This window comes from Streptomyces dioscori, from assembly GCF_003024195.1.
Taxonomy (GTDB): domain Bacteria; phylum Actinomycetota; class Actinomycetes; order Streptomycetales; family Streptomycetaceae; genus Streptomyces; species Streptomyces dioscori.
This window is the reverse complement of sequence record NZ_KZ679060.1, coordinates 69,876-91,433: the sequence shown is the minus strand read 5'-3', so window position 1 is coordinate 91,433 and position 21,558 is coordinate 69,876. Positions and strand designations below refer to the sequence as shown.

16 protein-coding genes are annotated in these 21,558 nt (G+C 71.7%); 2 read left to right on the top strand and 14 right to left on the bottom strand.

Going from position 1 to position 21,558, the window contains the following annotated elements:
• Nucleotides 1-250: 250 nt before the first annotated feature.
• Nucleotides 251-1,192: a 2-hydroxyacid dehydrogenase gene (locus C6Y14_RS40295; RefSeq protein ID WP_107021900.1), complete on the bottom strand. Its 942-nt coding sequence runs from the start codon at nucleotides 1,190-1,192 to the stop codon at nucleotides 251-253.
• Between the two features lie 75 nt (nucleotides 1,193-1,267).
• On the opposite strand from C6Y14_RS40295, the gene C6Y14_RS40290 reads away from it, so the two are divergent.
• Together C6Y14_RS40290 and C6Y14_RS40285 are read left to right on the top strand one after the other, a co-directional pair.
• Complete coding sequence (locus tag C6Y14_RS40290; protein ID WP_107021899.1) at nucleotides 1,268-2,281, top strand: aldo/keto reductase; 1,014 nt, start codon at nucleotides 1,268-1,270, stop codon at nucleotides 2,279-2,281.
• 163 nt (nucleotides 2,282-2,444) lie between these two features.
• Entirely contained in the window at nucleotides 2,445-3,596 is a 1,152-nt protein-coding gene (locus C6Y14_RS40285) for a PQQ-dependent sugar dehydrogenase (RefSeq protein ID WP_107021898.1), read from the top strand.
• A 40-nt stretch (nucleotides 3,597-3,636) separates the two neighbouring features.
• Here the strand turns inward: C6Y14_RS40285 and C6Y14_RS40280 are convergent, their stop codons facing one another.
• The 13 genes from C6Y14_RS40280 to C6Y14_RS40220 all read right to left on the bottom strand — a co-directional run bounded on the left by C6Y14_RS40280 (nucleotide 3,637) and on the right by C6Y14_RS40220 (nucleotide 21,531).
• The gene (locus tag C6Y14_RS40280; protein WP_404828913.1) at nucleotides 3,637-3,882 is read right to left on the bottom strand and encodes a DUF6191 domain-containing protein; all 246 of its coding nucleotides are present in this window, start codon (nucleotides 3,880-3,882) and stop codon (nucleotides 3,637-3,639) included.
• Nucleotides 3,883-3,944: 62 nt separating this feature from the next.
• Nucleotides 3,945-7,034 (bottom strand): helix-turn-helix transcriptional regulator, encoded by a 3,090-nt coding sequence (locus tag C6Y14_RS40275; protein ID WP_199855037.1) that lies wholly within the window; start codon nucleotides 7,032-7,034, stop codon nucleotides 3,945-3,947.
• 182 nt (nucleotides 7,035-7,216) lie between these two features.
• Entirely contained in the window at nucleotides 7,217-7,411 is a 195-nt protein-coding gene (locus C6Y14_RS40270; RefSeq protein ID WP_107021910.1) for a hypothetical protein, read from the bottom strand.
• Between the two features lie 278 nt (nucleotides 7,412-7,689).
• A complete protein-coding gene (locus C6Y14_RS40265; protein ID WP_107021895.1) occupies nucleotides 7,690-8,325 on the bottom strand; it encodes a hypothetical protein in 636 nt (211 codons plus the stop codon).
• Between the two features lie 52 nt (nucleotides 8,326-8,377).
• Nucleotides 8,378-8,968, bottom strand: a complete 591-nt coding sequence (locus C6Y14_RS40260; RefSeq protein ID WP_107021894.1) for a GNAT family N-acetyltransferase — start codon at nucleotides 8,966-8,968, stop codon at nucleotides 8,378-8,380.
• Complete coding sequence (locus C6Y14_RS40255; protein WP_107021893.1) at nucleotides 8,946-11,267, bottom strand: MMPL family transporter; 2,322 nt, start codon at nucleotides 11,265-11,267, stop codon at nucleotides 8,946-8,948. Before C6Y14_RS40255 ends, C6Y14_RS40260 begins: the two co-directional genes overlap by 23 nt.
• 416 nt (nucleotides 11,268-11,683) lie before the next feature.
• Complete coding sequence (gene gatB / locus C6Y14_RS40250) at nucleotides 11,684-13,195, bottom strand: Asp-tRNA(Asn)/Glu-tRNA(Gln) amidotransferase subunit GatB (protein WP_107021892.1); 1,512 nt, start codon at nucleotides 13,193-13,195, stop codon at nucleotides 11,684-11,686.
• 15 nt (nucleotides 13,196-13,210) lie between these two features.
• A complete protein-coding gene (locus C6Y14_RS40245) occupies nucleotides 13,211-13,444 on the bottom strand; it encodes a hypothetical protein (protein ID WP_189776246.1) in 234 nt (77 codons plus the stop codon).
• A gap of 5 nt (nucleotides 13,445-13,449) precedes the next feature.
• Nucleotides 13,450-14,955: an Asp-tRNA(Asn)/Glu-tRNA(Gln) amidotransferase subunit GatA gene (gatA, locus tag C6Y14_RS40240; RefSeq protein ID WP_107021890.1), complete on the bottom strand. Its 1,506-nt coding sequence runs from the start codon at nucleotides 14,953-14,955 to the stop codon at nucleotides 13,450-13,452.
• A gap of 5 nt (nucleotides 14,956-14,960) precedes the next feature.
• Nucleotides 14,961-15,257, bottom strand: coding sequence for an Asp-tRNA(Asn)/Glu-tRNA(Gln) amidotransferase subunit GatC (gene gatC, locus C6Y14_RS40235; protein ID WP_107021889.1), 297 nt, complete (start codon nucleotides 15,255-15,257; stop codon nucleotides 14,961-14,963).
• Nucleotides 15,258-15,749: 492 nt separating this feature from the next.
• Nucleotides 15,750-18,074 (bottom strand): putative bifunctional diguanylate cyclase/phosphodiesterase, encoded by a 2,325-nt coding sequence (locus C6Y14_RS40230; protein ID WP_107021888.1) that lies wholly within the window; start codon nucleotides 18,072-18,074, stop codon nucleotides 15,750-15,752.
• A 262-nt stretch (nucleotides 18,075-18,336) separates the two neighbouring features.
• Nucleotides 18,337-20,547: an NAD-dependent DNA ligase LigA gene (gene ligA, locus C6Y14_RS40225; RefSeq protein WP_107021887.1), complete on the bottom strand. Its 2,211-nt coding sequence runs from the start codon at nucleotides 20,545-20,547 to the stop codon at nucleotides 18,337-18,339.
• 15 nt (nucleotides 20,548-20,562) lie between these two features.
• Nucleotides 20,563-21,531: a methionine synthase gene (locus C6Y14_RS40220; RefSeq protein ID WP_404828914.1), complete on the bottom strand. Its 969-nt coding sequence runs from the start codon at nucleotides 21,529-21,531 to the stop codon at nucleotides 20,563-20,565.
• Nucleotides 21,532-21,558 lie beyond the last annotated feature (27 nt).

Below are 21,558 nucleotides of genomic sequence, written 5' to 3'. Positions count from 1 at the left end.
GTCGGATCGTTGGTCCATAGGCCGTGCATCGCCCGTCGCCCCCCTCGCTGTTGCTGTCTCTCAGTCCCCGGCGCCGGATGGTGCGCGGCGCAGCCCCTGTCGGGACGATACACCAGTCTCGTCACTCAGGGACATAGTTCCTCTACGCTCCGTGACGGTCGGCGGGGAATTGGACACGGCGCGCGTTCGGTGGAATGCGGAGGGTACCCATGAGTGCCCTCCGTACGCGCCGGGACGGGAGTGGGGAGGACTACGAGCCCGTCGTATGGACCACGTTCCGCAGTGGCTCCCGGTTCACGAAGCGGTTCAACTGATCCAGGAGGAGCCGTCGGGCCCGTGGGAAGAACGCGGAGGTGGGGCCGCCCACATGGGGGCTGATGAGCACGTTCGGGGCGTGCCACAGGGGGTGCCCCGGCGGCAGTGGTTCGGGGTCGGTGACGTCCAGGGCCGCCCGGAGCCGGCCGCTCTCCAGTTCGGCGAGGAGCGCCTTGGTGTCGACGACACCGCCGCGGGACACGTTCACGAGGAGCGCCCCGTCCTTCATCCGGGCCAGGAAATCGGCCCCGGCCAGGCCTTTCGTCTGCTCGGTGAGCGGCGTGATGAGCACCACCACATCGGCTTCCGGCAGAAGCTCCCGCAGGGCGGAAATCGGATGCACGGGGCCGCGCGCGGTCTCACGTGCGGAGCGCGCGACGCGCGCCACCCGCGCGAGCTCGAACGGCGCGAGCCGGTCCTCGATGGCCGAACCCACCGCTCCGTAGCCGACGATGAGAACGCTCTTGTCCGCGAGCGCGGGACGGAACCCGGACCGCCATTCCTCGCTGTCCTGTCCGCGGACGAAGTCGGGGATGCCGCGCAGTGAAGCGAGGATCAGGGTGAGGGCGAGTTCGGCGGTGCTCGCGTCGTGCACACCGCGCGCGTTGCACAACTGCACGCCGTCGGGCAGCAGTTCGAGGCCCGGCTGCACGTGGTCGATGCCGGCCGACAGCGTCTGCACGACCTGCACCGAGGTCATGTCGGCCAGGGGCCGCACGGAGACGTCGGCGCCCTTCATGTAGGGCACGACGTAGAAGGCGCAGTCGGCGGGGTCCGCGGGAAAGTCCTCCTCTCCGTTCCAGTAGCGATAGTCGAGGCCCTGGGGAAGGCCTTCGAGTTCGTCGGGTTGAAACGGGAGCCACACTTCGTACGTCATGGTCAGGAGGCTATGCGAAGCGCCCGTGGACGCAGAGGTTAGTTTGGGGTGCCAGGAGAGGGAGGGCACGGCCACGTGGAGCGCAGGACGATCGGGGCGGCGGCGCTCGAAGTGGGGGCTGTCGGCCTCGGGTGCATGCCGATGAACTGGGCGTACGCGGGTTCGCGGCAGCGGGGTGCCGAATCACTGCGCACGGTGCACGCGGCCCTCGACCGGGGCGCCACGCTCCTGGACACCGCCGACATGTACGGGCCGTTCACCAACGAGCTGCTGGTGGGCCGCGCGCTGAAAGGGCGGCGTGCGGATGCCTTCGTGTCGACCAAGGTCGGCCTGCTGGTGGGTGAGCAGCACATCGTGGCCAACGGCCGCCCCGGGTATGTGAAGCGGGCGTGCGACGCCTCGTTGCGCCGCCTGCAGACGGATGTCATAGACCTCTACCAACTGCACCGCGAGGACCCGGAGGTGCCGGTCGAGGAGACCTGGGGCGCGATGGCCGAGCTCGTCTCGGCCGGGAAGGTGCGGGCTCTGGGGCTGTGCGCGGTGGGCGCCCGCGCGGGCCGCAGGCCGGGTGCGCGGCTGCACGACGGGACGATACGGAAGCTGGAGCGGGTGCAGCAGGTCTTCCCGGTGAGCGCGGTTCAGGCCGAGTTGTCGGTGTGGTCGCCGGAGGCGCTGGAGACCCTGCTGCCGTGGTGCGAGGCGCGCGGGGTCGGCTTCCTCGCCGCGATGCCGCTCGGCAACGGCTTCTTGACCGGGACCCTCACTCCCGGTGAGGGGTTCGAACCCGATGACCTGCGGGCCCGGCATCCCCGGTTCACCGCCGAGATGATGGCCGCGAACCAGCCGATCGTCGTCGGCCTGCGCCGTATCGCGGCCCGCCACTCGGCCGGGGCGCGGGGCACGGACGTCACCCCCGCGCAGGTGGCGCTCGCGTGGGTGCTGTCGCGCGGGAAGCAGGTGGTTCCGGTGCCCGGGACCAAGCGGGAGTGCTGGGCCGCGGAGAACGCGGCGGCGGCCGGGCTGCGGCTGACGGCGGAGGACCTCGCCGAGGTGGCGGAACTGCCCGCGGCGCTGGGGTCCTGGGACTGAGCGGGATTCGGGGGCTGAGCCGCGTTTCCGGCCCTGCATCGCCCGGTTCGGGCGCGGGTCCGGCGATTCGGTGTCCGTGATCGGGAACTCGGGAGACCCGGGCGGTGTATGAAAAGTAGAACCTGCCACGTCGAAGGGATCCCGCATCGTGCAACGTCGAGCTGTGACGGCCGTGTTGGCCGCAGCCACGCTCCTGCTGACGGCCGGATGCTCCTCGGACGACGGGGGGAGTTCGGACGGCGGCGGGAGTACGCCCTGGGTCTCTCCGAAGCCCGGCACCTCTCCCCCGCCCTCCGAGCGGGCGGCCGAGGAGGCACCGCCCGCCAAGGGCTCCGTGAAGGTCGTGCGGACCGTCACCGAGGGCCTCAAGACACCGTGGGGCCTGGCGCCCCTGCCGGAGGGCGGCCTCCTGGTGTCCTCGCGCGACGAGGGGACGATCACCCTGGTCGACGAGAAGACCGGTAAGAAGACCGAGGTCGGCTCGGTGCCCGGGGTCGCCCCCGGCGGCGAGGGCGGCCTGATGGGCCTGGCCCTGTCCCCGACGTACGCGTCGGACCACATGGTCTACGCGTACTTCACCTCGGACTCGGACAACCGCATCGTGCGCATGCAGTACGACGCGAAGAGGCCGGCCGGTGAGCGGCTGGGCGCCCCCGACACGGTGTTCCGGGGCATCCCCAAGGGCACGAACCACAACGGCGGCCGGATCGCCTTCGGCCCGGACAAGATGCTGTACGTGGGCACGGGCGAGACCTATGTCACCGAGCTGGCCCAGGACAAGAAGTCGACGGGCGGCAAGATCCTCCGCCTGACCCCGGAGGGCGAACCGGCCCCGGGCAATCCCTTCGACTCGCCCGTCTACTCCTACGGGCACCGCAATGTGCAGGGCCTGGCCTGGGACTCCAAGCAGCGGCTGTTCGCCTCGGAGTTCGGCCAGGACACCTGGGACGAGCTGAACCACATCAAGCCGGGCGGCAACTACGGCTGGCCGGACGTGGAGGGCAGGTCCGACGACTCGAAGTACGAGAGCCCGATCGACCAGTGGAGCACCGACGAGGCCTCTCCCAGCGGTATCGCCTACGCGGAGGGCTCCGTCTGGATGGCGGGCCTGCGCGGCAAGCGGCTGTGGCGCATCCCGCTCAAGGGCACGGAGGAGTCGGCGAAGCCCCAGGCCTTCCTGGAGGAGAAGTACGGCCGGCTGCGCACGGTGGTGTCGGCGGGCGGCGGCAAGCTGTGGCTGGTCACGAGCGAGACGGACGGCAGGGGCACCCCGGGCAGCGGGGACGACCGGATCCTGGAGCTGGAAGTGAAGTAGGGCTAGGTGAAATGGGGCGAAGTGAGGTGGGGCGAGATGCCTAGGCGGAAGTCTCCGGTTGGTCCGGCGCCTCCGGCCCGCCCTGCTTCTCGGACCCGTCCGGCCCGTCCCGCTCGTCCCGCTCCCCCGTGGGCTGGGTCGGCGGGCGGACGACCACCTTGCCCGAGGTCAGATCTATGGGGCCGCGTCCGGGGTCACCGTCGTTCAGATCCACGCGGGTCAGTTCCAGCCGCTTGTTCTCGTCGTCGGTGTGCTTGCGGCCCGGTGCGAAGAGATTCTCGATCATGTTGAACACAGCGGCTCCTTCGGCCCGGCGTCTCTTACAGCGTAAACCTCACCTCGTGGAAGTCAGCCGGCTCGTCCGGTCGGGCGGGCGGCGGCCGTCTCCGGCGGGAACAGCCGCATCCGGTGCGCGACGGCCGCCGCCTCGCCCCGGCCCGAGACACCGAGCTTGGCCAGGATGTTCGAGACGTGGACGCTGGCCGTCTTCGGGGAGATGAAGAGCTCCTCGGCGATCTGGCGGTTGGTGCGGCCGACGGCCACCAGGCGCAGGACGTCACGCTCGCGGCTGGTGAGACCGAGCGCCTCGGCCGGGTCGGCGGGAGCGAGCGGGGTCCGTCCGGGCGAGCGGGCGAGGGTGAGGCGGGCGCGCTGCGCGAGCAGGGCGACGGCGTCGGTGAGCGGCCGTGCGCCGAGGTGGTCGGCGACGGCGCGGGCCAGCCGCAGCAGCTCGGTGGCGCGGCCCCGCTCCTCGTCCGTGCCGCCGGAGCCCAGGAGGGCCTCCGCGAGCCGGTGCCGGACGCGGGCCAGGTCGTACGGGCGCTCCAGCGGTTCGAAGGCCGCGACGACCTCGGACCAGTCGTCCGGGGTGTCCCGGCTCTCGGCACGCAGCAGTTCGACGCGTACCCAGCGCTCGTGCGCCTGCCATACGGGCACGTTCGTGGCGAGGGACTTGGCGGTCGTGCGCAGGCGCTCGACGAGTTCGGTGCGGCCCGGTTCGGTGGCGGGCAGTCCGCGGGCGTCGGCCTCCGCGGTCGCCGCGGCGAGCAGCAGGGGCCAGCCGTAGCGTTGGGTGCCCGGCGGGAAGCCGAGGTCCAGTGCCTCGGCCAGTTCCGTGCGGGCGTCCAGGAGGCGGCCCTCGCCCGCGGCGATGCCGATGGCGAGGGTGGTCAGCGGCAGCGCGTTCTGGGGTACGGCGTCGTGGGTGCCGAAGTGGCCGCGGGCCTCGGCCAGTCGGGCGCGTGCGGTGGTCAGGTCGCCCCGGGCCAGTTCGAGGCGGGCGTGGAGCATGGTGCGGAAGCCCCGGGGTTTGGCGCTCTGGCCGACCCGCTCGGAGTTGTGTCCGGCTTCGGCGGCCTCGGGCCAGCGGCCCAGCGAGAAGAGGGATTCGCCGAGGTTGCTCCAGATCCAGGCCTCGGTGTCCAGGAGGCCGTATCTGCGGGTGAGCCGGACGCCTTCCTCCAGGATGCCGACGGCTTCCTGGGAGCGGCCGACGCCTTCCAGATGCGAGGGGAGGTTCACATGGGCGCGGCCCATCACATAGGCGGCGCCCAGTTCCGTGGCCCGTTCCTTGACCTCGCGCACCTCGGCGAGTCCGGCGCCGATGTCACCGGACTCGACCAGGAGTCCGCCCAGGGTGAGGCGGGCGTTCAGCTCGATGTCGCGGGCTCCGACCATCCGGGCGTACTGCACGGCGCGTTCTGCGGCCTGGAGGGCGTCCGGGCCGGGCCGGTGCACCATCAGCCAGTTGGCGACGTGGGCGAGGACGTCGGCGTGCACCTCGGAGGGCGGCAGCCCTCGGACGAGGTCCTGCGCGGTGCCGAGTTCCTGCCAGCCGTCACCGAGGCCCTGTCCTTCGACGAGCCGGGAGCGCTGGATCCAGAACCAGGCGGCACGCAGGGGGTCCTGCTCGTCCTCCAGGAGGTGCAGGGCCCGTTTGGTTGTCTTCAGCGCGCGTTTGCGTTCCCCGCAGAGCCGGCCCGCGACGGCGGCCTCGGCCATGAGGTCGAGGTAGTGCAGCGGGGTGGTGGCCGGGTCGCGGCCGGCGGCGCTCCCGGCGCGCACCTCGGGCGGTGGGGGCGGGTAGGCCTCGCTGTAGTCGGCGGTGCGCAGTGCGGCGCGTACGGGCCCGGGGGCCGTGTCCCACAGCTCCATCGCCCGTTCCAGGAGGCGTACCTGCTCCGAGTAGGCGTGCCGGCGGCGGGCCGCGACGGAGGCGTCGAGGACGGCGGGCAGGGCCTTCGCGGCGTCGTGCGCGTGGTACCAGTGGCTGGCCAGCCGGGCGGCGCGCTCGCCTGCCGGTACGAGTGAGGGGTCGGCCTCCAGGACTTCCGCGTAGCGGCGGTTGAGGCGGGAGCGCTCGCCGGGGAGCAGGTCGTCGCCGACGGCCTCGCGCACCAGGGAGTGGCGGAAGCGGTAGCCGTCGCCGGCGGGTGTCGCGAGGAGGATGTTGGCGCCGACGGCGGCGCGCAGCGCCTCGATGAGGTCGTCCTCGGAGAGCCGGGCGACGGCGGCGAGCAGCCGGTACTCGACCGTCGAGCCGCCCTCGGCGACGATCCTGGCGACCCGCTGGGAGCTCTCGGGCAGGCTCTCGACGCGGACGAGGAGCAGATCGCGCAGGGAGTCGGTGAGGCCGGTGGCGCAGCCGTCGAGGGCGGCGACGGCCAGTTCCTCGACGAAGAAGGCGTTGCCGTCGGAGCGGGCGAAGATGTCGTCGGCCTGGGCCGGGTCGGGCTCGTGACCGAGGATTCCGGCGATCTGGCGGGCGACTTCGGTGCGGGTGAAGCGGCGCAGCTCGATGCGGCGGACGGTGCGCAGCCGGTCGAGTTCGGCGAGCAGCGGGCGCAGGGGGTGGCGGCGGTGGATGTCGTCGGCGCGGTAGGTGGCGACGACGAGGAGGTGGCCGCTGCGCAGGGTCCGGAAGAGATAGGCGAGGAGGTGGCGGGTGGAGGCGTCCGCCCAGTGCAGGTCCTCCAGGAGGACGACGACGGGGCGGTCGGCGGCGACGCGTTCCAGGAGGCGGACGGTGAGTTCGAAGAGGCGGGCCATGCCGTCCTCGTCGTGCCGCCCACGGGTGGTCTCCCCCAACTCGGGCAGCAGCCTGGCCAGTTCCTCCTCCTGGCCCGCGGCGGCGGCGGCCAGTGCGTCGGGCAGGTGGCGGCGCAGGGCCCGCAGGGCGGTGGAGAAGGGGGCGAAGGGCAGTCCGTCGGCGCCGATCTCGACGCAGCCGCCGACGGCCACGACGGCGCCCTCGCGGCAGGCGGCCGTCGCGAACTCCTCGATGAGCCGGGTCTTTCCGACACCGGCCTCACCGCCGAGGAGCAGCGCCTGTGGCTCGCCCGCGGCGGCACGGGCGAGCGCGTCGTTCAGTACGCCCAGCTCGTCGGCCCGACCGACGAAGACCGGACTGACGGACCTGGTCTCCACAGCGCCGAGCATCGCACAGGGGTCGGACACGGCGTCACTGGTTATCGGCGCCCCGCCCCGGCCCACGGCCACGACCGCCGGAGCCTTGCTCCCGTCCACGGCCGCGGGCCCGTCCGCGCCGGCGGACGGGCCCGTGGCCGTGGTGCGTGCGGGGCGGCCGACCCCCGTGCGGCCGCCCTGCCGTGCCCCGGCGTTCATGCGGCGCGTGCGAACCGGGGGCGGCGCGTGCGGTGGCCGTTCACCCGCCCCTCGCTGTCGTCGTGGTCGGATCGCGCGGCCTCGTGGCGGGCGGCACGGCGGGTGCGGGCGGCCTCGCGGGCCATGCGGTAGTTCTCGGCGGTGCGGATCATCTCCGCGGAACGGATCTGCTGGAGCTCGTACTCGAACATCTCGTACCCCTTGGGAAGAGTGACCGGTGCGTGGTGACCGGTGAGGAGTGACCGGCGGAGAGTCACCGCCGGCTTCGGCTTCGCTCGTTCGCGATGCCTCAACCTTCGTCTCCAAGGGGGGTGCGCCACATCGGGAGAGTTCCGCATCTTGAACGCACGAGGGGCCTTAGTCCCGCCGTGAGTGGCTCACGGCGGGACTAAGGCCCCTCAGGACGTGCGGTGTCGCGCGTACGGGCGGTGTCGCGCAGACATGCGGTGTCGCGCGTACGGGCGGTCGGTCAGCCGGTGGTCGTCGGCATGCCGAGGAGGATGTCGGAGTACTTGAGCGCGGCCAGCAGCAGGCCGATGACGCCGAGCGAGACACCCGCCCAGGCCACGGACTTGACCCACGGGGACTGCGCGGGGATCCGGTCCGGGTTGCCGAACGCCGGCCTCACCAGCACCACGACACCGACGATCAGCGCGGCCAGCGCGAAGAAGCCGGCGACCAGGGCGTTGGCGTTCCACGAGTCGGCGTACACCTGCTTGATCTGGGTGGCGACGGCCGAGCCCTGCGCGGTCTCCAGCTGGCCGTACAGCGAGTCGCGCGCCTGCGCGATCGTGCCGACCCAGCTGCCGGTCAGCGAGACGATGCCCAGTCCGGCGGAGACGACCGCGGCGGCGCCCATGCCCACACCGGAACCGGTGCCCGCCGCGACCACGGCCTGCTCGTCCTGCTCCTGCTCGCCGTCGCCCTCACCGGCGGGACCGTCCTCGTCCACGTTCTCGGGGGCCTTGACCTCCTCGACCTCTCCGACCGCGCCGACCGTACCGCCGCTGCCCTTCTCGTCACTCTTGCCGAGCTTCACGGCCTCGTCACCCTGCGCCTCGGTGCCGGTCTCGATCCCGGCCTCGTTCTCTGTCTTGGTTCCCATGCTCCGCACCGTACGGACGCTGTCTGAGAATTTCTTTAAGATCCCGGGATCCTCACGCACGGGTCGGCAGATCCCCTTGTTCGGCGGCTGCCGCGCGGGCGGCCCGCCACTCCCGCGCGAGGACCGACCACACCTCCGTGTCCTGCCGTACGCCCCGGTGCGGCCAGTTCTCGCGCAGGACGCCCTCGCGGCTCATGCCGAGCCGTCGCGCCACGTTCAGGCTGGGCACGTTGGCGGTGGCCGCGTGCCACTCCACGCGGTGGATGCCGCGTACGTCGACCGCCCAGTCGATGAGGACGCGGATCGCGCGCGTGATCAGCCCGCGGCCCGCCGCCGCGGGCTCCAGCCAGCAGCCGACCTCGCAGACCCCGTGCTCGGCGTCGAAGACCCGGAAGAGCACCCCGCCGACGAGCCGCCCGTCCAGCCACACCCCGTGCAGGCTGCCCGTGTCGGCGGCCTTCTTGTCGGCGAACGACTGGAGCAGCTCGCGCGCGGAGCCGGCGTCCGTGACGCGCGACCCGAAGGAGATGTACTGCTGGACGAACTCGCGTCCGCGGTCGAGATGGGCCAGGAACTCGTCCGCGTGCCACGGCTCCAGAGGCCGCAGTTCGGCGCCGTCGTCACCCAGGGATATCGCGTACATCCTGCTGTCGCTCCTTCACGAGTACCGCCACGGGTGCGTCCGCCGGCGCGTCCACCGCGTCCGCCGCACCCGCCGCATCCACGGGCGCGTCGCCGCGCGCCCCGGGGATCGTCGCACGGCGGCCCGGACCGGCGGTACGGATTTCCGGCGGCTCGATACTGAGCCGCGGCAGGCGCCGGTCGAGCCAGCCGGGCAGCCACCAGTTGGCGCCGCCGAGCAGGTGCATGAGGGCGGGCACCAGGAGCGTACGCAGCACGAACGCGTCGAGGGCGACGGCGGCGGCCAGCCCGACGCCGAACATCGCGATCACGCGGTCACCGCTGAGCACGAAGGCCAGGAAGACCGAGATCATGATCACGGCGGCGGAGTTGATCACCCGGCTCGTCTCCGCGAGGCCCACGCGGACGGCCCGGCGGTTGTCGCCGGTCTCCAGCCACTCCTCGTACATCCGGCCGACCAGGAACACCTGGTAGTCCATGGAGAGCCCGAAGAGCACGGAAACCATGATCACGGGCAGGAAGGGCTCGATCGGGCCGGCCCGGCCGAGGCCGAGCAGTTCGCTGCCCCAGCCCCACTGGAAGATCGCGACGACGACCCCGAAGGAGGCGGCGACGGCGGCGACGTTCATCGCGGCGGCCTTCAGCGGGATGCCGACGGACCGGAAGGCGAACAGCAGCAGGAGGCAGCCCAGGCCGATCACCACGCCCACGAAGAGGGGAAGTTTCCCGACGATGACGTCCGCGAAGTCGTCGTATCCGGCGGTGATGCCGCCGACCTGGACGTCGAGGGTGGTGCCGGCCCCGGCCCGCGGCAGCACGTCGGTACGGAGCCGGTCGACGAGTTCGCTGGTCTGCCGGGACTGCGGTGAGGACTCCGGTACGACGACGAGGTAGGCGGTGTCCCCGTCGCCGTCGAACGTCACCGGGGTCACGTCCCGGACGCCCTCGGTCTCCCGGAGCGTGGCGTCGAGGTTGTCGAGGGCGAGCCGGTCCTGGGCGCCGGTGACGGGCGTGACGAGGGTCAGCGGCCCGTTCATACCGGGCCCGAAACCCTCCGAGATCAGGTCGTACGCCTGACGCGTGGTGGCCGTCCCCGGATTGTTGCCCTGGTCGGAGGTGCCCAGGTGCAGGGAGAACATCGGCACCGCGAGCAGCGCCATGACGGCGACGGCCACGCCGCCGAGGAGCTTGGGATGCCGTTCGACGAAGGCGGACCAGCGGGCCGCGAACCCGGTGGGGACCTCCGGTTCGGGCCCGTGCTCGGCCAGCCGGCGGCGCTCGCGGCGGCTCAGCGCGCGCATGCCGATGAAGGAGAGCAGCGCGGGCAGCAGGGTCACGGAGGCCGCGACCGTGAGGACCACGGTGAGTGAGGCGGCGATCGCGACCCCGTTCAGGAAGCCGAGCCGCAGGATGAGCATCCCCAGCAGGGCGACGCAGACGGTGGCGCCCGCGAAGACGACCGCGCGCCCGGTGGTGGCCACCGCGTCCCGGGCGGCCTCCTCGACCGGGAGCCCGCGCTTGAGACCGCGGCGGTGCCTGGTCACGATGAACAGCGCGTAGTCGATGCCGACGCCCAGCCCGATCAGCAGGCCGAGCATGGGCGCGAAGTCGGCCACCGTCATCACATGCCCGAGCAGCGCGATCCCCGCGTACGCGGTGCCGACGCTCACCAGGGCCGTCGCGATGGGCAGCGCCGAGGCGGCGAGGGAGCCGAAGGCGAGGAAGAGGACCACCGCGGCGACGGCCACGCCGACGATCTCGGCGAGGTGTCCGCCGGAGGACTCGGTGAGGGCGACGGCCTGGCCGCCCAGCTCGACCTGCAGCCCCTCGGTCTCCGCGCTCTTCGCCGCGGCGACGACGGCCGAGGCCTCGCCCGGGTCGATGTTCTCGGCCAGCTCGTCGAAGGTCACCGTGGCGTAGGCGGTACGCCCGTCGCCGCTGATCCGCCCGGAACCGGGCCCCTCGCTGCCGGAACCCTCGTACGGGCTGACGACGGCCGCCACTCCCGGCAGGCCGGCGATCCGGTCGAGGGTGCGGGTCATGGTCTGTTCGACGTCGGCGGCGCGGACCGTGCCCGGGGTGGAGTGCCAGACGACGGTGTCGCTGTCGCCGCCGAGGCCGGGAAAGTTGTCCTGGACCAGTTCGGCGGCCCGGCCCGACTCGGTGCCCGGCACCTGGTAGTCGTTCGAGTACGCGGATCCGGCGACGAGTGCGGCGGTGGCGGTCCCGCCGAGGGCGGTGAGCCAGAGCAGTAGGGCGACGAGACGGTGCTGCACACACCAGCGTGCGAGTGCTGCCACGGACGAGCTCCCTGGGGGATTTGTGGATCTTTATCGGGAACTGCCCGCAAAGAACGCATGACCGATGCGTTGTCACTCTTGCAGCCGAAAGTGATCGTTGGCCTCATTCATGGCCTTACTCACAGGACTGCGACCCAGTTCACACGACAATCCAACAGACTCTGTAGCCCCACAGCGTTCACCTTTCGCCTCCAGGGGCGCGGGGAACGGCGCAGTCTTTTGCCTTTCGCTTCCAGGGGCGCGGGGAACGGCGCAGTCTTTTCGCTTTCAGGGGCGCGGGGAACTGCGCAATCGTTTGGGCCCACGCACCCGCACCCGCACCCGCACCCGCACCCAAGAACGGCCCCGAACGGCGGAACGCCGAAGGGCGCCGCACCGCCAGGTGCAACGCCCTTCCGCGCACAACAGCCCGAGGGCTAGCCCTCGACACCCAGCTTCTCAAGGATCAGCTCCTTGACCCGCGCAGCGTCAGCCTGCCCGCGCGTGGCCTTCATGACGGCACCCACCAGGGCCCCGACCGCAGCCACCTTGCCGCCACGGATCTTGTCCGCGACACCGGGGTTCCCCGCGATGGCCTCGTCGACGGCAGCCGTCAGCGCGCCCTCGTCCGAGACGACCTTCAGACCGCGCTTCTCGACGACCTCGTCGGGCGTGCCCTCACCCTTGACGACCCCGTCGATGACCTGCCGGGCCAGCTTGTCGTTGAGGGACCCCTCGACGACCAGCGCGGCCACCCGGGCGACCTGCTCGGGCGTGATGGCCAGCGAGTCCAGGGCCACCCCGGACTCGTTGGCCGCACGCGCCAGCTCACCCATCCACCACTTGCGCGCGGAGGCCGCGTCGGCGCCCGCCGCGATCGTGGCGACGATGAGGTCGATGGCCCCGGCGTTGAGCATCGACTGCATGTCGTGGGCGTTGACGCCCCACTCCTCGCGCAGCCGGTTGCGACGGGCCAGCGGCTGCTCGGGCAGACCCGCGCGCAGCTCCTCGACCCATTCACGGGACGGCGCGACCGGCACGAGGTCGGGCTCCGGGAAGTACCGGTAGTCCTCGGCCTCCTCCTTCACACGCCCCGAGGTCGTCGACCCCGTGTCCTCGTGGAAGTGGCGGGTCTCCTGGATGATCGTGCCGCCGTCGTTGAGCACGGCTGCGTGCCGCTGGATCTCGAAGCGGGCCGCGCGCTCCACGGACCGCAGCGAGTTGACGTTCTTCGTCTCGGAGCGCGTACCGAACTTCTCGCGGCCGTGCGGGCGCAGCGACAGGTTCACGTCGCACCGCATCTGACCCTGCTCCATGCGCGCTTCCGAGACGCCGAGCGCCTTGATCAGCTCGCGCAGCTCGGCGACGTACGCCTTGGCGACCTCGGGAGCACGCTCGCCGGCGCCCTCGATCGGCTTGGTGACGATCTCGATGAGCGGGATGCCGGCGCGGTTGTAGTCGAGCAGCGAGTGCGAGGCGCCGTGGATACGGCCCGTGGCGCCACCGACGTGCAGCGACTTGCCGGTGTCCTCCTCCATGTGGGCGCGCTCGATCTCCACGCGGAAGACCTCGCCGTCGTCCAGCTGGACGTCGAGGTAGCCGTTGAAGGCGATCGGCTCGTCGTACTGGGAGGTCTGGAAGTTCTTCGGCATGTCCGGATAGAAGTAGTTCTTCCGGGCGAAGCGGCACCACTCGGCGATCTCGCAGTGCAGCGCGAGGCCGATCTTGATCGCGGACTCGACGCCGATCGCGTTGACGACCGGCAGCGCGCCGGGCATGCCCAGACAGGTCGGGCAGGCCTGCGAGTTGGGCTCGGCGCCCAGCTCGGTGGAACAGCCGCAGAACATCTTGGTCTTGGTGCCGAGTTCGACATGGACCTCAAGGCCCATGACGGGGTCGTACGACGCCAGCGCGTCCTCGTACGACACCAGGTCATTCGTGACAGTCACGGTGAAACTTTCCCCTCAGCCCAGCAGGACGTCTTCGTCGCCCAGGCGCTTGAGCTCCCGGTAGAGGATGGCGAGGCCGGTGACGATGGCGGCGGCGGACACGGTCGCGTCGATCAGCCTCAGCGTGTCCCCGTCGCTGCGGGCCAGCTTGATCTGCTTGGCGACGCTGATCGCGCCGAACGCGGTACTGCCGAGCGACACGTACAGCCCGGTCTTCGACTTCTTGAAGTTCTTTGCCTTCTTGGCCATGGCGGTCACAGCGACGGAGCCTCCTCGATCAACGGGTGGCCCCAGCGTTCCACGAACGCGGCCTCTACGGCGGCTCCCACCTTGTACAGGCGGTCGTCCTTGAGGGCCGGCGCGATGATCTGGAGGCCGACGGGCAGATTGTCCTCGGGTGCGAGGCCGCAGGGCAGCGACATCGCGGCGTTGCCCGCGAGGTTGGTCGGGATGGTGCACAGGTCGGCGAGGTACATCGCCATCGGGTCGTCGGCGCGCTCGCCGATCGGGAAGGCGGTGGTCGGCGTCGTCGGCGAGACGATCACGTCGACCTGCTCGAACGCCTTCTCGAAGTCCCGCGTGATGAGCGTACGGACCTTCTGGGCGCTGCCGTAGTACGCGTCGTAGTAGCCGGAGCTGAGCGCGTACGTACCGAGCATGATGCGGCGCTTGACCTCGTCGCCGAAGCCCGCCTCACGGGTGAGGGCGGTGACCTCCTCGGCGGAGTGCGTGCCGTCGTCACCGATACGCAGGCCGTAGCGCAGGCCGTCGAAGCGGGCGAGGTTGCTCGAACACTCGGACGGCGCGATCAGGTAGTACGCCGACAGGGCGAGGTCGAAGGACGGGCAGTCCAGTTCGACGATCTCGGCGCCCAGTTCCTTCAGGAGCGCGACCGATTCGTCGAAGCGCTGCACGACACCGGCCTGGTAGCCCTCGCCGCGGAACTGCTTGACGACGCCGACGCGCATACCGTCCACGCTGCCGTTGCGGGCGGCCTCGACGACGGCCGGGACCGGCTCGTCGATGGAGGTCGAGTCGAGCGGGTCGTGACCGGCGATGACCTCGTGCAGCAGGGCCGCGTCGAGCACGGTACGGGCGCAGGGCCCGCCCTGGTCGAGGCTGCTGCTGAAGGCCACCATGCCGTACCGGGACACCCCGCCGTACGTCGGCTTCACGCCGACCGTGCCGGTGACGGAGGCGGGCTGGCGGATGGAGCCGCCGGTGTCGGTGCCGATCGCGAGGGGCGCCTGGTAGGAGGCGAGGGCCGCGGACGAACCGCCGCCGGAGCCGCCGGGGATGCGCGACAGGTCCCACGGGTTGCCGGTCGGCCCGTACGCGCTGTTCTCGGTGGAGGACCCCATGGCGAACTCGTCCATGTTGGTCTTGCCGAGGATGACGACGTCGGCCGCCTTCAGCCGCGCGGTGACCGTGGCGTCGTAGGGCGGGATCCAGCCTTCGAGCATCTTCGAACCGACGGTGGTCGGAATGCCCTTGGTGGTGAAGATGTCCTTGAGGGCGAGGGGTACGCCGGCCAGCGGGCCGAGCTTCTCCCCCCTCTCCCGCTTCTCGTCGACCGCGCGGGCCTGGGCGAGCGCCCCTTCCCGGTCGACGTGCAGGAAGGCGTGCACCTTCTCGTCGACGGCGCCGATACGCGCGAGGTGCGCCTCGGTGACCTCGACGGCGGTCAGCTCGCCGGAGGCGATCGCGGCGGCGATCTCGGCGGCGGTGAGCTTGATGATGTTGACGTTGCTGTCCGTCATGGTGATTAGTCCTCCCCCAGGATCTGCGGCACCTTGAAACGCTGCTGTTCCTGGGCCGGGGCGCCGGAGAGCGCCTGCTCGGGGGTGAGCGACGGACGGACCTCGTCCGCGCGCATGACGTTCGTCAGCGGCAGCGGGTGGGAGGTCGGCGGTACGTCTTGGTCGGCGACCTCGCTGACGCGGGCGACCGCGCCGATGATGTCGTCGAGCTGACCGGCGAAGTGGTCGAGCTCTTCGCCCTTCAGCTCCAGACGCGCCAGTCGGGCGAGGTGGGCGACCTCCTCGCGCGTGATGCCAGCCATGCAGCGATCCTCAGGGGTGAGTGCGTGTGGTGTGCCCCAATCCTATGGGGCGCGACAAGATCCCCGTACATCGGTTTCCCCCGCCCCCCGACCGACCCCCAGCGGGCGGGCGTAAACGGGCGGACCCGAACGGGCGGGCGTAGACGGGTAGGCGCGAACAGGCGGGCGCCGACGGCAGGCCGACCCGACCGGCCAGGCGCGAACAGGCGGGCGCCGACGGCAGGCCGACCCAACCGGCCAGGCGCGAACAGGCGGGCGCCGACGGCAGGCCGACCCGACCGGCCAGGCGCGAACGGGCGGACCCGAACTTGCAGGCGCCGCTGTGCAGGCCCCGACGGGCAGGCGCGAACGGGCGGACCCGAACTTGCAGGCGCCGCTGTGCAGGCCCCGGCGGGCAGGCGCGAACGGGCGGGCGCCGACGGCGGGCGGCCCCCACGGGAAAGGTTCACCCGTCGAGACTCCCCTCACGGGCGGGCGGGTGGGAAAAGATCTCTACTCGTCCGAGCCAGCCGCAGGCGACGCCGCAGGCAACGCCGCCGCGGGCCGCTGCCACCCCCGAGACCCCCGCGCCAGCAACCACGCAGTGGCCTCCTCCGGAGGCATCGCCGCGGCCACCAGCCACCCCTGAACCGCGTCGCACCCGAGATCCCGCAACCGCTCCCACGTCTCGTCGTCCTCGACGCCCTCCGCGACGACGAGCAGCCCGAGCGAGTGCGCGAGATCGACCGTGCACCGCACGATCTCGGCGTCCTCCGTGTCGACCGCGAGCCGCGCCACGAACGAGCGGTCGATCTTCAGCTCGCTCACCGGCAGCCGCCGCAGATGCACCAGCGACGAGTACCCGGTCCCGAAGTCGTCGAGGGACATCTTCACGCCGTGCGCGGTCAGCGCGGCGAGGGTGTCCGCGGCCCGCTGCGGATCCTCCAGCAGCACGTGTTCCGTTATCTCCAGCTGCAGCGCCCCCGCGGGGACCCCGTGCCGGGCGAGCCGCGCGGCCACCGATCCCGCGAAGCCGGGGGTGTGCACGTCCCGGGGCGACACGTTTACGGCGACCGGTACCCGAAGCCCTTGCGCCCGCCAGCGCGCGACCTGCGCGAGCGCCGCCTCCAGGACGTACTCGGTCAGATGCGGCATCAGACCGGACGACTCGGCGATGGCTATGAACTCGTCCGGCGGCACCTTCCCGCGTTCGGGATGCACCCACCGTACGAGCGCCTCCAGGCCGGCGACCTGCCCGTCGAAGCGCACCTTCGGCTGGTAGTGCAGCTCGACGTCCCCCGCGTCGAGCGCCCGCCGCAGATCGCCCAGCAGCCCGAGCCGGTCGGGGGTGTTGGAGTCCCGCTTGGACTCGTAGACCTCAACCCCCGTACGGTCGCGCTTCGCCTGGTACATCGCGACGTCCGCCCGCCGCAGCAGCCCTTCCGCGTCCAGCGCGTGGTCGGGGAAGACGGCGAGTCCGGCGCTGGCCTCCAGCACGAGCGTCAGCCCGTCGAGGTCGAGCGGCGAGCCGAGCGCGGTCACGAGGCCGCGGGCGACCCGCGTCGCCGAGGTCGTCGAGTCGGCGACGGGCAGCAGCACGGCGAACTCGTCCCCGCCCAGCCGCGCGGCCTCCGCCCCGCGCGGCAGGGCGACCCGCAGCCGGTCCGCTATCTGCAACAGCAGCCGGTCCCCGGCGAGATGCCCGAGCGTGTCATTCACGGACCTGAAGCGGTCCAGGTCGATCAGCATCAGAGCGGAACGCGCACCGATCCGTTCGGCGTCGTCGAGCGCCCGCCAGGTCCGTTCGAGCAGCCACTGCCGGTTGGGCAGACCCGTGAGGGGATCACGCAGTTGCTCCTCGGCCCGGGCCCGCGCTATCCAGAGCGTGGAGTCGAGGGCGATGAGGGGCACGGCGAAGAGCGGCAGGAGCGCGGGGAGGGCGATGGCGACCACACAGATCAGCGGAGCGATACCGAGCAGCGCGACGGCCACGAGCCCCTGTCTGACCAGGGCCGTGCGGGCGACGGTCGGCAGTCCGGGTGTGCGGGGCGCGTGGAGGTACCAGAGCAGCGCGCGGCTCACGACGAGATACGCCCCGGCCGCCAACACCACCTGAGGCACGGTGAAAACGGTCCAGGTCTCCGGTTCCCAGGGCGCCTCGACGGACGGCACGCGGCCGAACGCGGCCAGCACCAGCGCTCCCGCGCCGATACCGAGGATGTCCACCGCGCCGTGCAGGATGCCCTGGCGCCAGCGGTGCCGGCGGGCTATGCCGACGAGCACGACGACGGTGAGGCTGACCATTCCGGCCGGCACCCAGCCGTACAGCAGCAGGACGGCGAGGGTGAGGGCCGCTCCGGAGCCCGTCCCGCCCCACCAGCGGGAGCGGCCGAGCGCGACCAGGTGTCCGACGATGACGCCGACCAGGACGGCCAGCGCCCAGCCGGCCGAGCCGGACGGGAACAGCGAGTGGTGGCCGGTGAAGGCGCGGTAGAAACCCGCGCCCAGTACGGCCGCGGCGGCCACCACGACCGCCGCGGGCAGCGCGGGCCAGGTCAGCTGCCGGTCGGGCTCCTGGCCGGGCAGTTGGTGCGGGGAGCCGGCGACGGAGGTGAACCGGCCCGAGCCGCGCCCGTCCGTACCGGCGTGCTGTCCGGTGACGTACCCCGGCGGCCCCGGGGTCCCCGGCACGCCGGATCGCTCCGCGGGCCTGGTGACGCCGAGTCCCGCCCCGAACTCCCGGCTTCGCTCCAGCAAGGGGTGCCCCCACCGCCGCACGCCGGTCATCCAGCGTGGGCGCAGCCGTGAGTCCGGAGCGGCGCTCTCGGTCGGTTCCATTCCCGTCCCTCTCACGGCCGGCGGTGCCCACGCCACGCGGCCCGACGCACGATCAGTCCCTCAACGGCTCCGCGTCTGGAAAACCCTTCCCCCGACTCCTGAAGAGCAAGGGGGTGCCCCAACCGCAGCTGGGCACGGCAGGCGCAGACCTCAACAGTAGGCCGCAGAAGGCTCCTAAGGGCAGCGGTCGTCTACGGTTGCCCGAATGCGACACGGCCGCCCCTATGCATCTGGTATGCGCCGAACGGGTGGTCTTCAACCGCTACCCCTCGATCGGAAGTGCCGCTTCCGCCGCCGCCTCCGGTCCTTGTTCGAGCAGAACGGCGAAACCGTCCTCGTTCAGAACCGGCACTTTGAGCTGCATGGCCTTGTCGTACTTCGATCCAGGATTGTCACCTACGACAACGAAAGCCGTCTTCTTCGAAACAGAACCGGTCACTTTCGCCCCGCGGCTCTGCAGTGCCTCTTTCGCTCCGTCGCGGGTGTGACGTTCCAGGGTGCCGGTGACCACGACGGTCAGTCCCGCGAGCGGGCGGGGTCCCTCGTCCTCGCCGGAGTTCTCTTCCTCCATGCGGACGCCGGCGGCCTTCCACTTGCGGAGGATCTCCTGGTGCCAGTCGACCGCGAACCACTGCTTCAGCGAGGCGGCGATGGTGGGCCCGACGCCCTCCACGGCGGCGAGTTCCTCCTCCGTGGCCTGCTCGATGCGGTCGATCGAGCGGAACTCACGGGCCAGGGCCTCCGCCGCGACCGGACCCACGTGCCGGATGGACAGGCCCGTGATGATCCGGGCCAGCGGTCGCTCCTTCGCCGCTGCGATGTTCTCCAGCATCGCGAGGGCGTTCTTCCTGGGCGCGCCCTCCTGGTTGGCGAAGACCGTGGCGGTCTTCTCCTCGCCCGTCTTCGGGTCCCGCTTGGGCAGTCCGCTGTCCTGGTCGAGGACGTACGCCCTGATGGGCAGCAGCTGCTCGATGGTGAGGTCGAAGAGGTCGCCCTCGTCCCCGAGGGGCGGCTGCGGGGGCTCCAGCGGCTTGGTGAGCGCGGCGGCGGCCACGTAACCGAAGTTCTCGATGTCCAGGGACTTGCGGCCGCCGAGGTAGAAGAGGCGCTCGCGCAGCTGGGCCGGGCAGGTGCGGCCGTTCGGGCAGCGGAGGTCGATGTCGCCCTCCTTGGCGGGTGCCAGCGCGGTGCCGCACTCGGGGCACTCGGCGGGCATCACGAACTCCCGCTCGCTGCCGTCGCGCAGGTCGACGACCGGTCCGAGGATCTCGGGGATGACGTCACCGGCCTTGCGCAGCACCACCGTGTCGCCGATGAGGACGCCCTTGGCCTTGACCACGTCCTGGTTGTGCAGCGTCGCGAACTCGACCTCGGAACCGGCCACCGTCACGGGTTCCACCTGCGCGTACGGAGTGACGCGGCCGGTACGGCCCACGCCCACCCGGATGTTGACCAGCTTGGTGTTGACCTCCTCCGGCGCGTACTTCCACGCGATCGCCCAGCGCGGGGCGCGGGAGGTCGAGCCGAGGCGGCCCTGGAGGGGGATCTCGTCGAGCTTGACGACGACGCCGTCGATCTCGTGCTCCACGGAGTGGCGGTTCTCTCCGTAGAAGGCGATGAACTCCCGCACGCCGTCGAGGTCGTCGACGACCTTGCCGTAGCGGGTCGTCGGCAGGCCCCACTCACTCAGCAGCTCGTAGGCGTGCGAGAGGCAGTCGATGTCGAAGCCCTCGCGCGCGCCGATGCCGTGCACGACCATGTGCAGCGGGCGGGTGGCCGTGACGCGGGGGTCCTTCTGGCGCAGTGAACCCGCCGCCGCGTTGCGCGGGTTGGCGAAGGGCTTGTCGCCGGCCTCCACCAGCCGGGCGTTGAGCTCCTCGAACTTCTCCATCGGGAAGTAGACCTCGCCGCGGATCTCCACGAGGTCGGGGATGCGCTCGCCCTGGAGGCGGTCCGGGATCTCCGCGATCGTACGGACGTTGGGCGTGATGTCCTCGCCCGTGCGGCCGTCGCCACGGGTCGCCGCGCGCGTGAGACGCCCGTGCTCATACGTGAGGTTGACCGCGAGGCCGTCGACCTTCAGCTCGCACAGGAAGTGGTACGCGGACGTGCCGACGTCCTTGGCGACGCGGTCGGCCCAGGCGGCCAGCTCCTCGTCGTCGAAGGCGTTGTCCAGGGAGAGCATGCGCTCGGCGTGCTGGACGGCCGTGAACTCCGTCGCGTACGCCCCCGCGACCTTCTGGGTCGGCGAGTCCGGGGTGCGCAGCTCCGGATACTCCTCCTCCAGGGCCTCCAGGGAGCGCAGCAGCTTGTCGAAGTCCGCGTCGCTGACGACCGGCGCGTCCTTCACGTAGTACCGGAAGCGGTGCTCCTCGATCTGCTCAGCGAGCTGCGCGTGCTTCTCCCGTGCCTCGCTGGGCGCGGGCCCCGCAGCCGAAGCCGAAGCCGTCTGTGCGTCCTTGTCGCCGGCCACCGTGTCGTCCTCCCGTTACTCTGGGTTGTCCGCGAGTGATCTCGCCGCCCGGACGCAGTGGGCGAGCGCCCTGCGCGCGTACTCGGGGGAGGCGCCCGCGAGTCCGCACGACGGGGTGAGCGTGACCGCGTCCGTGAGAAGCCCCGGACTCAGCCCCAGCCTGCGCCACAGCGTCCTGACACCCATGACGCTACCGGCAGGGTCTGACAACGGACCGTCCGTGCCCGCCACGACACCGGCGAAGAGCCGGGTCCCCGCCTCCACCGCTTCCCCGATGACGTCGTCGTCACGCTCGGTGAGCAGCGAGAAGTCGAAGGAGACACCGGTCGCTCCGGCCCTGCGCAGCAGCGCGAACGGCACGTCGGGGGCGCACGAGTGCACGACGACGGGCCCGCCCGACTGCACGCCGATCACCTCGCGCAGCGTCGCCTCGACGAGCTGCCGGTCCACGGCCCGGTGGGTGCGGTAGCCGCTCGCGGACCGCACCTGGCCGCGCAGTACGGCGATGAGCGAGGGTTCGTCGAGCTGCAGGACGATCTCGGCGCCGGGGACACGGCGGCGTACGTCGGCGAGGTGCTCGCGCAGCCCCTCGGCGAGCGAACCGGCGAGGTCGCGGCAGGCTCCGGCGTCGGAGAGCGCGACCTCGCCGTTGTGCAGCTCCAGGGCCGCCGCGAGCGTCCAGGGGCCGACGGCCTGCACCTTCAGCGGCCCTTCGTAGCCCTGTGTGAACTCCTCCAGCGCGTCGAGGTCCTCACCGAGCCAGGACCTGGCCCGCTTGGTGTCGCGGCCCGGCCGGTCCCCGAGCCGCCAGCCGCTGGGCTCCACGCGCGCGTACAGCTCGGAAAGCATCCCGGCGGTCCGGCCGATCATGTCCGCGCCGGGGCCCCGGGCGGGCAGTTCCGCCAGGTACGGCATGCCCGTCTCCGGGCCCTCGAAGGTCCCGGTCACGCTCTTGGCGGTCTCCCGGGCGTCCCCGCCCGGCATCGACCCGATGCCGGTGGCGGGGCCGGG